We start from the raw sequence: 15498 nt of genomic DNA, 5'->3' as shown, positions 1-15498 counted from the left end.
GTTATGATTAACACAGCGGTCGGCCCGCCGGTTACGGAGGAAGAGGAAGATGGAGCAGTATAAGCAGGAATTTATCGAATTTATGGTGGACAGCCAGGTATTGAAATTCGGAGAGTTTACATTAAAGAGCGGAAGAAAATCCCCATTTTTCATGAATGCGGGAGCTTATGTGACAGGAACACAGCTTCGCAAGCTGGGCGAATACTATGCAAAAGCGATTCATGACAACTATGGAACCGATTTTGACGTATTGTTTGGACCGGCTTATAAGGGAATTCCGCTGAGCGTGGCTACCACAATCGCTTTCAGCGAATTATACGGCAAGGATATCAAATATTGTTCAAACCGTAAAGAGGTGAAGGATCACGGCGATGTCGGCATTCTGTTAGGAAGCCCGATTAAAGACGGCGATAAAGTTGTGATCATCGAAGACGTTACCACATCAGGTAAATCTATCGAAGAGACATTCCCGATCATTCAGGCTCAGGGCAAAGTTGAGATCATCGGACTGATGGTTTCTTTAAACCGTATGGAACGGGGAAAAGGCGAAAAGAGTGCATTGGAAGAGATCAAGGAAACCTATGGTTTTGATGCAAATGCCATCGTGTCCATGAATGAAGTGGTGGAACATTTATATAATAAGGAATATCAGGGAAAGATTATTATTGATGACAAGATTAAAGCAGCCATCGATGCTTATTATGAGCAGTATGGTGTAAAATAAGGAGTGAACCGAATGGAAAAAGTTTATAAAACAATGAGAAATGCCGGTGTTTGTAATATCGTTGTAGGCGTTATCATTTTGGTGGCTGGTGTTGCTGCCGGAACAATGTCCATTATCAGCGGTGCCATGTTGCTGAAACGTAAATCAAAAATAACATTTTAAATCAAAAGAGGCAGTATTCGCCAAGGGTGAGTGCTGCCTTTTTACAACCATTGGAGAGTAATATGATTAAAGGGAGTACGAAATTACAGAAATTCGGATGGATCTTCTTTGTTCTCTATCTGATTTCTTTGACATATTTTATGTTTTTCGCAGAATCCTTTGGAAGGACTGCACAGGAACAGACAAAGTACGCGTATAATCTGGAGTTGTTTAAGGAGATTAAACGGTTTTATATATACAGGGAGCAGTTGGGATTTAAAGCCTTTTTTCTGAATGTATTCGGCAATGTGATCGCATTTATTCCATTTGGCTTTTTCCTTCCGGTAGTCAGCAGAAGAGGGCGTTACTGGTATAATGCGTTTCTTTTGACATTCAGTCTGAGCCTCTGCATTGAAACGACGCAGCTGATTTTTAAAGTGGGCAGTTTCGATGTGGATGATCTTTTGCTCAATACCATCGGAGGAATTATGGGATTTATCTGTTATAAGATTGTCCAGAAAACCCGGATTAGGAGGAAACTTCGTGGAAAGAAGACATACTAGAGTTTCATATGTGAAGAAGCCGCTGGCAAAGCGCAGTTTTATGTCGGCGATTCTGGTGGCGGCCGGGCTGTGCCTGTTTCTGACCGGCATGTATATCAGTATAAAGAACCAGGGGCAGGCTCCGTTAAATGTGGCGGCTATGGTATTTTGCAGTTTGATTCTTAATTTGGTTGGAGTATGGTACGGCGCGATCTCATTTTTGGAGAAAGAGAAAAACTATATTCTGGCTAAAGTGGGAATTGTAGTGGGCGGATTGGAGATTTTTGCCTGGATTTTGATAATGATCGTGGGCATAGGAGGATGACAATATGGATTACCGTATATTATTTAAGGAAGAGAATGAAGCGGTTATGGAACGATATGAGCTCTCCATGGAACGGATTGGGGAGATGGCGGGGGAGGAGACGGTTCCTCGGCCGTACCGGGATTATTTTGTACGTACCGGGGATTTTATCCTGACCATCGGGAAACTGGTGGAGGAGCTTGGAAATGGTGTGATGGATGAGGCGTCTTTGGAGGAATTAAAGTCATGGAACCGAAGACTGTACCAGGATATACACGAAGACGCATATGAGAAGAGCTATGCAAACCCTGCCTATGCGGTGAAACTGCTGGGAGACGGTGTGGGCCAGCTCCTCTCATTTCTTTATGCGGAAATCAGAGGGGAGATCGTGTTCGCTTATGAAAGCCGCCTTGAGAACATTACCATTTTAAATGAGCTGTTCATTGAGATCTATAACATGTTTGAAGAGGGAATTCCTTCCGCAAAAAGCATTAAGGATGCCCTTTACTGGTTTGTCAATGATTATGCGGATCAGATGATCTCTTACCGCATCCGGGAAACATTGGACCCTGAGCTCTCTTTTGCGGTGGATATCATTATGAACGAGGATTTGAATGATCTGAGATACCTCTATAAATTTGGAGAGCCGGTCACAAAATCGGAATTAAAGATGGCGGAGTTTTTGAACTCCCTGCCTCAGGAAACCATCGATCTGATGGCGGCTACGTATACGGAAGGATACCGCAAGGGATTTGAGGTGATGGGAAGAGACCTTTCTAAGAAGAAAACTGTGGTAATCCGCTATGAATTGGGGTTCGAACGGATGGTGAAGCAGGCGGTCATCAATTTCAGGGAGATGGGCCTTAATCCGGTCATCTGCCGGGCAGCTGTTTGGTCGGTTAACAGAAATCCCAACCGGAAAGTGGGATATTACAGCAATTCAGGCAACAAGCAGTATGAATATGACCATCGCTATGACGCGGCCATTTATCTGACCGGAACATTTAAAAATAAGAAAAAGGACATTTTAAGGTCTTCCTATGAAGCGTTAAAGAAAGAAGCTTCCTTGTATGCAGGCCCGGCTGTGATCGAGACATTTGGGGAAGAGGGCTTTGAACCTGTGAACAAGCCGGAAGCGTTCCGGCTGTCTAAAAAACAGGAACAGCTGACCATCGCCTATGCCAATGAATCCATGCAGATTACCAATGAATATGTGCCGGGAGACGAGACCAGCTTCACGATTATCGCATTCCCGGTTCCGGCTATCGGAAAGGATTTTGAAGAGATTTTCAAGGAAACCATAAGGATTAATACGCTGGATTATGAGGTGTATAAAAAGATTCAGCAGGTGATTATCGATGTCCTCGATACGGCGGCCTGCGTGAAGGTGAAGGGAAGCGGCAGGAATGAAACGGAGATATCCGTAGCCCTTCATAAGCTGGAATGTCCGGAAAAACAGACCAACTTTGAAAACTGCGTGGCAGATGTGAATATTCCTTTGGGAGAGGTTTTCACATCTCCTGTTTTGGCCGGTACGGACGGGGTTCTTCATGTGGGGACGGTTTATATCGGCGACATTCAGTTTAAGAATCTTAAACTGGTCTTTAAAGACGGAATGGTGACGGATTACGGCTGCGATAATTTTGATAAGAAGGAAGAAGGAAAACAGCTGGTGAAACAGGTGATTTTAAAGAATCACGATTCTGTCCCCATGGGCGAATTTGCCATAGGAACCAACACTACGGCATATGCAATGGCGAAGAAATTCGGAATTATTCATAAGCTTCCGATTCTGATTGTGGAAAAGATGGGGCCTCATTTTGCGGTGGGAGACACCTGTTACAGCTGGTCTGAGGATTCTCCGGTCTATAATCCGGATGGAAAAGAGATCATTGCCAGGGACAATGAAGTGTCGCTGCTGAGAAGAGAAGATGTGTCGAAGGCTTATTTCAACTGCCATACGGATATCACGATTCCTTATGATGAGCTTTCCTATATTGAGGCGGTGGATTCGGAAGGAAGGGCTGTGAGAATCATTGAAAATGGCCGGTTTGCGCTTGCCGGATTGGAGGAGCTGAACCGCGCTTTTTAAAGGGTGAAAAAAATCATTGACGGGAAGAGTAAAACCTAGTATTATAATTAATAAGTAAGCACGCATTAATTAACATTACTTATAAGATGAGCTTATTAATTCCGGGAGCTGATGTGATGAATGGATGTTCAGGCCCGCTCCGGGATGAAAGGATTATAAAAGAGAAAAGGAGAATTTACTATGGCAAAAGTTGGTATTGTTATGGGAAGCGACTCAGATATGCCGGTTATGGCACAGGCTGCGGATATTTTAGAAAAATTGGGTGTGGAATGCGAGATGACCATTATCTCCGCTCACAGAGAGCCTGATGTATTTTTTGAATATGCAAAATCAGCGGAAGCAAGAGGCTATAAGGTGATTATCGCCGGAGCCGGAAAAGCGGCTCATCTTCCGGGCATGTGCGCGGCTATTTTCCCGATGCCTGTTATCGGTATTCCGATGAAGACTTCCGATCTTGGCGGTGTGGATTCCCTTTACTCGATCGTACAGATGCCGTCCGGCATACCGGTTGCTACGGTGGCCATCAACGGAGGAACCAATGCGGGAATTCTGGCGGCTAAGATTCTGGCTACATCTGATCCGGAACTTTTAAAGAGACTGAAAGATTACTCAGAAACCCTGAAAAATGATGTGGTGAAAAAAGCTGAGAAATTAGATCAGATCGGATATAAAGAGTATCTTGCACAGAAATAAAACAATAGGATTAGATGCCGACCAGGGCAGCGAAATGGAGGAAGAGATGGATTACAAGAAGGCTGGAGTTGATATTGAAGCTGGTTATAAGTCAGTGGAGCTGATGAAAAAACACGTGATGGAAACTATGAGACCGGAAGTTTTAGGAGGAATCGGCGGATTTTCAGGAGCATTTTCTTTAGAGGCGATTAAGGGAATGGAACATCCTGTGCTGTTATCCGGTACGGACGGAGTGGGTACCAAGTTAAAGCTGGCATTTCTTTTGGATAAACACAATACGGTGGGAATCGACTGCGTGGCAATGTGTGTGAACGACGTGGCGTGCGCAGGCGGCGAGCCATTATTTTTCCTGGACTATATCGCATGCGGAAAAAATGTGCCTGAAAAGATTGCGGAAATCGTAAGCGGCGTGGCGGATGGCTGCAAACAGTCAAATGCTGCCTTAGTAGGCGGAGAAACGGCTGAGATGCCTGGATTCTATCCGGAAGATGAATACGATCTGGCCGGATTCGCCGTGGGCGTGGTGGATCAGAAGGATTTAATCGACGGTAAGGATTTGGCGGCAGGAGACGTGCTGATCGGTATGGCTTCTTCCGGCGTACATAGCAACGGATTTTCTTTAGTCCGCAAGGTATTTGAGAATGAGATGAACAAAGAGGGACTGAATACCTATTATGAAGAGCTTGGCACCACATTGGGCGAGGCTTTGATCGCTCCGACTAAGATTTATGTAAAAGCGCTCCGGTCGGTAAAGGAAGCCGGAGTGAAGGTAAAGGCATGCAGCCACATTACGGGCGGCGGTTTCTACGAGAACATTCCGCGTATGTTAAAGGAAGGCACAAAAGCCGTGATTAAAAAGGACAGCTATGAGGTGCCTGCAATCTTTAAATTGTTAGCGGCAAAGGGCGAGATCGCGGAAGAGATGATGTACAATACCTATAACATGGGAATCGGAATGATCGTGGCGGTTGATCCTGCCGACGTGGAGAAAACGGTTGCGGCTATGAAGGAAGCAGGAGAGACGCCTTATGTGATCGGTTCTGTGGAAGCAGGAGAAAAAGGAGTGGCTTTATGCTGAGAGTCGGCGTAATGGTATCCGGCGGGGGGACAAACCTTCAGGCCATTTTGGATGCAATTGACTGCAAAAAGATCACCAATGCGAAAATAGAGGTTGTAATCAGCAACAATAAAAACGCATACGCGCTGGAACGGGCTAGAAACCACAATATCCCTGCGGTTGCCATGTCGCCCAAAGAGTTTGAGACGAGAGATGCGTTTAACGAGGCATTTTTGGCGAAAGTGGATGAATACCGGCTGGATTTAATTGTGCTGGCAGGTTTTCTGGTAACTATACCGGCAGCCATGATCCGGAAATACCCCAATAAAATTATCAATATCCACCCATCCCTGATTCCGTCTTTCTGCGGTGTGGGATATTATGGGCTTAAAGTCCATGAGGCGGCTTTAGCCAGAGGGGTGAAGATAACCGGAGCCACGGTTCACTATGTGGACGAAGGCGTTGATTCCGGCCCTATCATTCTTCAGAAATCGGTGGAAGTGATGGAGGGAGATACACCGGAGATTCTGCAGCGGCGTGTGATGGAACAGGCGGAGTGGGTGATTCTTCCCCAGGCCATCCAGATGATAGCAAACAAATAATTTCCCCATTGGGATGCAGGTGAGCCTGCGTCCCGGATGGGGTATTTTGGATTAAAGAACAGATAATAAAACCAGGAATAGAAGCCGTTTGAAACGGCAAAACGGAGGTTAAGATGAAGATACTGATCGTTGGCGGAGGCGGACGCGAACACGCGATCGCATGGAAAGCGGCACAGAGCCCTAGAGTGGAAAAGATTTACTGCGCACCGGGTAATGCGGGAATTGCCGAAGTGGCTGAGTGCGTGAATATCGGCGTTATGGATTTCGATAAGCTGGTGGAGTTTGCAAAGGAACAGGAGATTGATTTATCCATTATCGGACCGGACGATCCTTTGGCGGCAGGCGCAGTTGACGCATTTGAAGCGGCGGGGTTAAGGGTGTTCGGGCCGCGTAAGAATGCGGCGATTCTGGAAGGATCGAAGGCATTTTCCAAGGATTTGATGAAAAAATATAAGATTCCTACGGCTGCGTATGAGAATTTCGATTCTGCACAGGCGGCTCTTGAATATCTGGAAACGGCTTCCATGCCCATCGTTTTAAAGGCGGACGGTCTGGCTCTCGGCAAAGGGGTGCTGATCTGCAATACGCTTGAAGAGGCGAAAAACGGCGTTAAGACTTTGATGCTGGACAAGCAGTTTGGTTCCGCCGGAAATAAAATTGTGGTGGAGGAGTTCATGACGGGAAGAGAGGTTTCCGTGCTCTCCTTTGTGGACGGCAAGACCATTAAGATCATGACTTCCGCCCAGGACCATAAGCGGGCGAAAGACGGGGATCAGGGATTGAATACCGGAGGTATGGGAACATTTTCCCCAAGCCCTTTCTATACGGATGAGGTGGATGAGTTTTGCAGAAAATACATCTATCAGGCGACTGTGGACGCTATGAAAGCGGAGGGAAGAGAGTTTAAAGGAATTATATTCTTCGGGCTCATGCTGACGCAGAATGGGCCTAAGGTGCTGGAATACAATGCGAGATTCGGCGATCCTGAGACTCAGGTGGTGCTTCCAAGAATGAAAAATGATATCGTGGATGTATTCGAGGCTTGTATTGACGGAACTTTAGACCAGGTGGAACTGGATTTTGAAGACAATGCGGCAGTCTGCGTGGTGCTGGCATCGGACGGATATCCGGAGCATTATGAGAAGGGATTTAAGATCAGAGGGCTGGATGCGTTTGCAGGGAAGGACGGTTATTATGTGTTCCATGCGGGCAGTAAGTTTGACGAAGACGGCGACGTGGTCACCAACGGAGGACGTGTGCTTGGCGTGACGGCTACCGGGGCGGATCTGAAACAGGCCAGGGCCAATGCTTATGAGGCGGCGAAATGGATTGAGTTTGGGAATAAGTATATGAGGAATGATATTGGGAAGGCGATTGATGAAGCCGACGGCCAGTGATGGCGATACAGAAGAATAGAATATAAGAGATAGAAAAGGCGCTCAGTGAAATGGGCGCCTTTTCTATTAAATGCCGAAAGGATATGATTGGTTCAATGGAAAAGGATATGAAAACGATTGACATTATAAAAATAAAATATAATACACTTGTGATAAGATATTTTATTTTAATAACATAATTGTAAATAAAAAAGGATAATATAATATAAAATAAAACAAAATATACAAAAAATAACGAAAATTAGTCTGTTAAAAATGTAAAAACGACAAATAAATATTATGAAAACGGTTGACATATATGAAAATGAGTCATATACTATAATCACAAGAAAAGTTCAAACCGGTGAAACAAAATCTGCTTGTCCGGAAAAGCAGGAATATTCAAAAACACCGGGGAGAAATAAAAGTTTCATACATATCAGGAGGAGAGGACTATGAGATTAAGAAAATTGACCGCACTTTCTATGGCTGCAGTTATGGCTGTGAGTATAACAGGCTGTTCATCCGGCAAACCGAAAGAGGACACGTCGGCGGCAACCACAGCGGCAGAAGCCGCCACGGCAGAGCCGGCTAAAGAAACGTCTTCCGAAGAAACTAAGGAACCGGCAGCATCCGGCGAAGGGGTTAAGATTACCATGATGAACAGTAAGCCGGAGTTAGAAGATGCATTAGAAGAAGCTGCCAAGGAATACCAGGCGGCAACCGGCGTAGAAATTGAACTCTATACTACGGATAAACCCGGCGAGTCAATTGCTCAGAAATACGCAGCAGGAGATCCGGCTACTTTGATGTTATGTGATTATTCCAATGTTACCGATATAGCGGCTGAGAAGCTTTTGGATTTAAGCGGTGAGAAGTGGATGGCGGACGGCGGCGAGGTTCTGGGCGTGAAATTGGACGGCAAAACCTATGGATTCCCATTCTGCGTGGAAGGCACAGGCATTCTTTACAATAAGAATGCGATTGAAACGGTAACCGGAAAAGAATTCATACCGGATGAGTATCAGACTTTGGATCAGTTTAAGGTTCTGCTGGAAGAAATGAGAGCAGGCGGCATGGAAAATCCGGTGATCTTAAATTCAGAGGACTGGTCGATCGGACAGCATTTTATTCAGTATGTATACCGGATGCAGACCGGAAAGAAGGAAGACGCTCAGAAGTTATTTGAAGACATAAAGAACGGAAGCGCATCCTTTGCATCCAACGATGTATTTAACAGTATTTATGATACTCTGGATGTATTGATTCAATATAATATAAACGGAAGTGATCCGCTGGCTGCTGATTATGACCTGAATGCCAGCTATCTGGCAGAGGGCGAAGCTGCATTCTGGCTGAATGGAAGCTGGGCTTGGCCGGATACGGAAGAGTATGTGGACGGCTCCATGACTTACGGCATCATGCCGTTGCCTGTAAATGGAAATTACAGTTCCGTGGGACGTCTGAATGCCAATGCGACCAAGTTTATTGCTATTGACAATGTGAAAGCAACTCCTGAACAGCAGGAGGCAGCTAAGGAATTTTTGAACTGGCTGGTATATGACCAGGCCGGACAGGATGTTCTGGTGAATAAATGTGCGGTTGTTCCCGCATTTAAGAATATCGCAGCAGATATGACCAACGATTTCAATACCGGTGTAAAGACTTATGTTGATAAGAGTCTGGTTAATGATTATGTGCCGATTCCATCAGACCACAGAAGTACTCTTGCAGCTTACATGCAGAAGTATCTTGCCGGAGAACTTGACAGAACCGAGATGGCACAGCACATGGACGATTTCTTTAAATCTCATTAATCCAACATGCTGAAAGCAGGGCGCTGACTCTGAGGAAAAGTCCTCCGGGCAGCGCCCTTTTTGTATCAAAGGGTTCGGCAGTCTAAGGATTCCTAAATTCCTGCGCATGCAAACAATTCAGACAATTTGCAGGGGCAAGACCTTTTGACACCCGAATCCTCGTAGGAAAGTTCACCCTATGAAATTAAAGAAAGGGAAAATATGAAAAGTAAAGAAAGCTTTGTAAGTAAATGTATAGCATTTCTGGTGTTTGCCGGCCCGGCGGTTATCTCTTTTATCCTGGTTGTCATGATCCCAATGATATATGGGGTATATCTGACCTTCACCAGTTGGGACGGCATCAGCAACGCAAAACCCTTTACGGGTTTAGACAATTATATTGCGGTTTTTCAGGATAAAGTGTTTTGGACTTCCCTTTGGATCACCGTCAAATATGTATTCCTGTCTGTGATTTTTATTAATGTAATTGCCTTCCTCCTGGCTTATCTGCTGACTAGCGGAATAAGGGGACAAAATTTCCTGAGGGCGGGATTCTTTACTCCCAACTTGATTGGCGGCATCGTGCTGGGGTATATCTGGCAGTTTATTTTTTCCAGAGTGACTGTTAATTTAAATGAATATCTGAACCTGCCGATTTTTGCGAAGTCATGGCTCTCTTCGCCGGGCGGAGCATTTGCGGCTATGGTTATTGTTACTACCTGGCAGTATTCCGGCTATATGCTGCTGATCTATATTTCCGGTTTTGTAAGCGTTTCGCCGGATCTTTTGGAGGCGGCCAGGATCGATGGTGGGAATTCCGGCCAGGTGACGCGTTATATTACGATTCCCATGATGGTTCCGGCTTTCGTAACCTGTCTTTTTCTGTCTTTAACCCGCTGCTTTAAGGTATACGACCTGAATCTTGCGCTGACCGGAGGCGGCCCTTATGACAGTACCAAGATGGCGGCTATGCACATCTATACGCAGGCATTTGAGAATCAAAAATACGGCTTAGGCCAGGCGGAGGCGCTGGTACTGTTCCTGGTAATGGGTATCATTGCATTTATCCAAATTCGTGCAGGTAAATCAAAGGAGGTGGAAGCATAATGGCAAAAGGAAGAAAAAATCTTCAGGTAGGCGGAAGCAGAAAAACTGCGGTGAATGTGGGAAAGACCATTTTTGTAGCAGCGATGTTTTTGTTTTATATGTTTCCTTTTGTTATGGTGATTCTAAACTCTTTTAAGAGGAAGATCAACATTGTTAAAAATCCTTTGATGCTTATTGATGATAAGGGGCTTCAGTTTATTAATTATGTTAAGGCGTTCACGGAAATGGATTTTGGAACTGCGTTTTTTAACTCCATTTTGGTTACCGGAGTGAGCGTTGTTTTGATTATTCTCTGCTCGTCCATGACGGCATATCTGTTTGTCAGGACAGACTGGATGATCTGCAAAGTGTTTTTTGCGCTGATGGTGGCCTATATGGTGGTCCCTTTTCAGGTGATCATGATTCCGTTAGTGTCTATTTATGGCAATATTTTTGGAATCCTGAATTCAAGGGCAACCCTAATATTTATGAACCTTGGCTTTGGTACGGGTATGGCAATTTTCATGTGCCACGGCTTCATTAAGACCAACGTCCCCCTGGCGTTGGAAGAAGCGGCGAAGATTGACGGATGCAGCAGATTCCAGATATTCTTTAAGATTGTATTTCCGTTAATGAAGCCGATTATCTCCACCATCACCATACTGAATGTGCTGGGACTTTGGAATGATTATCTGCTTCCGAATCTGGTATTGGGCAAGAAGGCTTTGTATACGCTTCCATTGGCAATCCGCACCTTTTACGGAACCTTTTCCAATGACTTGGGTAAGATTATGGCCGCTTTGGTGATGATTGTTGCTCCGATCATTTTAGTGTATATTTTCCTGCAGAAATATATTATTGGCGGAGTGGTTGCCGGAGCTGTGAAATCTTAATAAAAAGGTTACTTTTTACACGAAAGCTGTTAAAATGAAATACAGATAAAAAGTACAGATGCAGTCATTGACGGCACAGGAAGGCAGGAGAGCGGTGTGGTAACAATTAAAGATGTGGCAAGCAGGGCGGGAGTTTCGATAACGACAGTATCCAGAGTGATGAATAATAGAGGTCCACTGAGTGAGGCAACAAAAAAAGCAGTATATGACGCTATGAAGGAACTGGGGTATCTGCCCAATGATGTGGCCCGGGCTTTGGGGAAAAACAGTCTGAATATCATTGGTTTGATTGTGCCTACGATCAAACATCCGTTTTTCGGAGAGATGGTGCATGAATTTGAATATGAAACATATTTGCGCGGATACAAACTGATGGTATTTGCGTCGAATTACGACTATGAAAAAGAGAAGCAGTGCGTCAGTCTGCTGAGAAGGAACATGGTTGACTGCATTATCTATGCTTCTCATTCCATGGGAACAGATTTCCTGGAAGACATCCATATACCTGCGGTGACGTTGGAAAATGTATTTTCCGGTCTGCCGGCGATTCTTTCCGACAATGCCCAGGGCGGCAATCTGGCTACCCGCCATCTGATTGCGAGAGGATGTAAAAAAATCGTCCACATCAGCGGACAGCAGGATCTGCGTCTGTCTGCTGATGAGAGAACAAAAGCCTTTATCGCTGCCTGTGAGAGAAAAAAGGTGGCATATCGGATCTATTCTGCCGACGAAAAGATGTTAAATGAGATGGATTACTCCAACCTGATCAGCCGGGTTTTCAATGAGAATCCGGATATGGATGGTATTTTTGCAAGCTCGGATATTATAGCGGCACAGTGTATTCAGGCCGCATGGTCTTTCGGGTACAGGATTCCGGAAGAAGTGAAGATCGTTGGCTATGACGATATCTGTTTAAGCAGAATGACTTATCCGCCGCTGACCACCGTGCGGCAGAATATTAAGGATTTGGTGAAAACCGCTATGGATACGGTGGTGGACTTAATAGAAGAAAAAGATGTTCCGGATATTCAGACGATTCCGGTGACATTTATAGAGAGGAGAACAACCTGATGTTTCAGAAAGTCAAAAATCAGATTATGCTGATCACTTATGCGGACAGTATGGGACATAATCTTAAAGAACTGGAATATGTTCTGGATACTTATGTGAAGGATGCGATCGGAGGGATTCACGTCCTCCCGTTTTTTCCGTCTTCGGCAGACCGCGGCTTTGCTCCTGTGACATACCGGGAGGTAGATCAAAGCTTTGGAAGCTGGGAGGATGTCGAACGTTTGGCTTCGAAGTATTATCTGATGTATGATTATATGATTAACCATGTGTCGGCCCACAGTCCGGAATATCTGGATTATCTTGAGAAGAAAGATAATTCCGCCTATCGGAATTTTTTCATCCGGTATCGGGATTTCTGGAAGGATGGGGAGCCTACCCAGGAGGAACTGGAAAAAATATATAAAAGAAAAGACGGCGGCCCCTCTGTAATGGCGGAATTTGCTGACGGCAGCCGGGAACTGATCTGGAGTACATTTAGTTCAGAGCAGATTGATGTGGATGTGAATCAGCCTGAAGTGAAGCAGTTTATCCGCAAAAATCTGGAATTCCTGTCACAGCATGGAGCCGCGCTGATCCGGCTGGATGCCTTCGGATATGCAACGAAGAAGCCGGGAACCAGCTGTTTCTTCCTGGAACCGGAGATTTGGAGCCTGCTTGAAGAGATTCAGGATATTCTGACGGCTCATGGAATCCGTTCCCTGGCAGAGATTCATGAAACATATTTCACACAGCTGAAGCTGAGCGAAAGGGGGTATGAGGTCTATGATTTTGCCCTTCCTCTGCTGGTGCTTCAGGCACTGTATTTCGGAGATGCCATTTATCTGAAAAATTGGATGAAGATTTGTCCGAGAAACCAGTTCACCACTCTGGATACCCATGACGGTATCGGAGTGATGGATGCTTACCATCTTTTGCCGGATGAAGAGATTCGCAGGACTCTGAACGAATTGTATAAGATCAGCCCTGTATCCAAAGAAATCAGTACGAAATCATCTCACACGTATTTTGATGCATATCAGGTGAATTGTTCCTATTACTCGGCTCTTTCAGAAGATGATGAGAAATATCTGACAGCCCGCGCCATCCAGTTCTTCACTCCCGGAATCCCGATGGTCTATTATCAGGGAATGCTGATTGGAGAAAATGATTATGAACTGGCGGAGAAAAGCGGGAGCGGAAGAGATATTAACCGCCATTACTATACGCTTGATCAGGTTGGCGAAGCCATGGGGCGTCCGGCGGTTCAGAAACAGCTGCGGATGATGCGGCTGAGAAACAGCCATCCGGCATTTCAGGGAGAGCTGGAGATTCTGGACAGTGATCCTCATACCCTTCTGCTGCGCTGGGTAAACGGCGGAGAATGGGCGAAACTTCAGGCAGATTTGAAGAAGGGAAGCTGTGAGATCACCTATACGGATCAAGGTATGATACAAAGATTTGAATAACAGAAAGGAGGGGGACTGCGGTGACAGCAGAAACATCATTACCACGGTGCAGTTTACAGGAGGTTGGAATAGATGCCTCAGGGGTGAAAAAATTTCTGAAAGAGATTGAGGCCGAAGGATACCATCTTCATAGTTTTATGATTACCCGGCACGGGAAGGTAGCTTATGAATGCTGCTGGGCTCCCTACCGCCTGGAAGAGGAACATCTGATGCATTCCTTTACCAAAGGGCTGGTGGCTTCGGCTGTCGGGATTCTGGAAGGAGAAGGCAGAATATCTCTGGATGATCCGGCTATTACATACTTTCCGGAATACCGGACGGCAGATACCGAGGAAAAACAGGCTGGGATTACGCTGGAACATCTGCTGACTATGACTAACGGGCATGCAGCGGTACCGGACCGTCATGGGTGTGATGATGAAATCCGGGCCTTCTTCCAGGAACCGGTAATCCATGAACCCGGGACTGTGTTCGAATATGATTCTTTAGGATCTCATGTCCTGGCTTCTATTGTCAAGAGAGTGACCGGATACAACCTGTTCCAGTTTTTGCAGCTGAGAGTATTTGATGCAATGGGAATTTCAGGCGTCAGCTGTGACTCCTGCGCTACCGGAAAGGATCAGGGAGGAGGCGGAGGCCGCCTGAAGACCGAAGACATGGCTAAGCTTACAATACTGTATCTGAACGGAGGCGTTTGGAACGGACAGCAGCTGATTCCGAAGGACTGGATCGACCGGATGACGGTTACCAGGTTTGCAGGCTGTAAAGATAAGTTCAATCCTGATTGGGAGGATTGGAGATGCGGTTATGGATATCAGGTATGGATGTGCCAGATTCCCAATACATTCCGTTTTGACGGTCTGCACGGCCAGTTCGGAGTGGTGTTGAAAGATTTGGATGCTTCGATTATCACAACCTGCGGAGAATGCTATACAGAGGCGGTTTTAAGGCTGATGTGGAAATATCTGGTCCCGGCGGTAAAAAGACCGGAGGAGATTCAAAATTCCGCTCAGAAAGAGACAGAGCAGTGGCTGGAAGACCAAAAGGAAAAACTTCATATTCTGTGGCCGCTGGAACAGGAATTGTCTGGCGAACAGAGAGAGGCCGCGGAGGCAGAGCTCATTGGAAAATATATAATTTTTGGCGAAAACAGGGAAAGTGTGCTTCCGGCATCCCGGAGAAATAATTGCTTTACGGCATTATGGACAGAGCAGCACCGTACCGGAATCCAAAACCTTAGAATCCGAAAGGAAGATGAGGGATATATTCTGGATTATGAAGACAACTGCAATCACGGAAGCCTTCCGCTGGGGATGGACGAAAGTCCGGCCAGGGGCTTACTGCGCAGTTTATGGGGGGACTATAAAGTGTGGACGGGAGCCAGATGGAGAAAAGACGGCTGCCTGGAAATGCAGATACGTATGGTAAACGGTGAGTATTATCAAGTGTTTACGATTTGTCCAAAGGACGGCCAGGCCGTTGTGGGTATTTACAGCGGCCCTTGGGACAGACGGAAAGGAAAGCCGGAGAACGCGGAATACAGGTGCAAACTGCATCCCCGGTCTTCGGTTATCAGGTAACTGACAGTTTCATAAAAATATACTTTTCGACGAAATATACAAAAATTCTATCATACATAATTCCAAAATTCAATTTACAGAAATTATTGGGCACAA

At 45.6% G+C, this 15498-nt stretch carries 15 protein-coding genes; all 15 read left to right on the top strand.

What is annotated here, in order from left to right; translation table 11 throughout:
- Positions 1-49: 49 nt before the first annotated feature.
- On the top strand, positions 50-724 hold the full coding sequence (gene pyrE / locus C0033_RS23825; RefSeq protein WP_103230342.1) for an orotate phosphoribosyltransferase: 675 nt from the start codon (positions 50-52) through the stop codon (positions 722-724).
- A gap of 12 nt (positions 725-736) precedes the next feature.
- Positions 737-886 carry a hypothetical protein gene (locus tag C0033_RS27240; protein ID WP_180994876.1) on the top strand — a complete coding sequence of 50 codons (150 nt, stop codon included), beginning with the start codon at positions 737-739 and terminating at the stop codon, positions 884-886.
- 62 nt (positions 887-948) lie between these two features.
- Positions 949-1428, top strand: coding sequence for a VanZ family protein (locus C0033_RS23820; protein WP_103230341.1), 480 nt, complete (start codon positions 949-951; stop codon positions 1426-1428).
- On the top strand, positions 1409-1732 hold the full coding sequence (locus C0033_RS23815) for a DUF6142 family protein (protein ID WP_103230340.1): 324 nt from the start codon (positions 1409-1411) through the stop codon (positions 1730-1732). The genes C0033_RS23820 and C0033_RS23815 overlap by 20 nt, the downstream gene beginning before the upstream one ends.
- Positions 1733-1736: 4 nt before the next feature.
- Positions 1737-3803 (top strand): aminopeptidase, encoded by a 2067-nt coding sequence (locus C0033_RS23810; RefSeq protein ID WP_103230339.1) that lies wholly within the window; start codon positions 1737-1739, stop codon positions 3801-3803.
- Positions 3804-3983: 180 nt separating this feature from the next.
- On the top strand, positions 3984-4496 hold the full coding sequence (purE, locus tag C0033_RS23805) for a 5-(carboxyamino)imidazole ribonucleotide mutase (protein WP_103230338.1): 513 nt from the start codon (positions 3984-3986) through the stop codon (positions 4494-4496).
- A gap of 46 nt (positions 4497-4542) precedes the next feature.
- Positions 4543-5574, top strand: a complete 1032-nt coding sequence (purM, locus tag C0033_RS23800; RefSeq protein ID WP_103230370.1) for a phosphoribosylformylglycinamidine cyclo-ligase — start codon at positions 4543-4545, stop codon at positions 5572-5574.
- Positions 5568-6155, top strand: coding sequence for a phosphoribosylglycinamide formyltransferase (gene purN / locus C0033_RS23795; protein ID WP_103230337.1), 588 nt, complete (start codon positions 5568-5570; stop codon positions 6153-6155). The genes purM and purN overlap by 7 nt, the downstream gene beginning before the upstream one ends.
- Positions 6156-6268: 113 nt before the next feature.
- Positions 6269-7552: a phosphoribosylamine--glycine ligase gene (gene purD / locus C0033_RS23790; protein ID WP_103230336.1), complete on the top strand. Its 1284-nt coding sequence runs from the start codon at positions 6269-6271 to the stop codon at positions 7550-7552.
- Between the two features lie 434 nt (positions 7553-7986).
- Complete coding sequence (locus C0033_RS23785; protein WP_103230335.1) at positions 7987-9348, top strand: ABC transporter substrate-binding protein; 1362 nt, start codon at positions 7987-7989, stop codon at positions 9346-9348.
- A 201-nt stretch (positions 9349-9549) separates the two neighbouring features.
- Positions 9550-10434, top strand: coding sequence for a sugar ABC transporter permease (locus tag C0033_RS23780; protein ID WP_103230334.1), 885 nt, complete (start codon positions 9550-9552; stop codon positions 10432-10434).
- On the top strand, positions 10434-11306 hold the full coding sequence (locus tag C0033_RS23775; RefSeq protein WP_103230333.1) for a carbohydrate ABC transporter permease: 873 nt from the start codon (positions 10434-10436) through the stop codon (positions 11304-11306). The genes C0033_RS23780 and C0033_RS23775 overlap by 1 nt, the downstream gene beginning before the upstream one ends.
- 96 nt (positions 11307-11402) lie before the next feature.
- On the top strand, positions 11403-12377 hold the full coding sequence (locus C0033_RS23770) for a LacI family DNA-binding transcriptional regulator (RefSeq protein WP_103230332.1): 975 nt from the start codon (positions 11403-11405) through the stop codon (positions 12375-12377).
- Positions 12377-13822 carry a sucrose phosphorylase gene (gene gtfA / locus C0033_RS23765; protein ID WP_103230331.1) on the top strand — a complete coding sequence of 482 codons (1446 nt, stop codon included), beginning with the start codon at positions 12377-12379 and terminating at the stop codon, positions 13820-13822. The genes C0033_RS23770 and gtfA overlap by 1 nt, the downstream gene beginning before the upstream one ends.
- A gap of 20 nt (positions 13823-13842) precedes the next feature.
- Positions 13843-15402, top strand: a complete 1560-nt coding sequence (locus C0033_RS23760; RefSeq protein WP_103230330.1) for a serine hydrolase — start codon at positions 13843-13845, stop codon at positions 15400-15402.
- The last annotated feature ends 96 nt before the right edge of the window (positions 15403-15498 follow it).

It is taken from the genome of Clostridium sp. chh4-2 (assembly GCF_002899675.1).
Lineage (GTDB): Bacteria > Bacillota > Clostridia > Lachnospirales > Lachnospiraceae > CHH4-2.
This window is presented reverse-complemented; position numbering and strand designations above follow the sequence as displayed.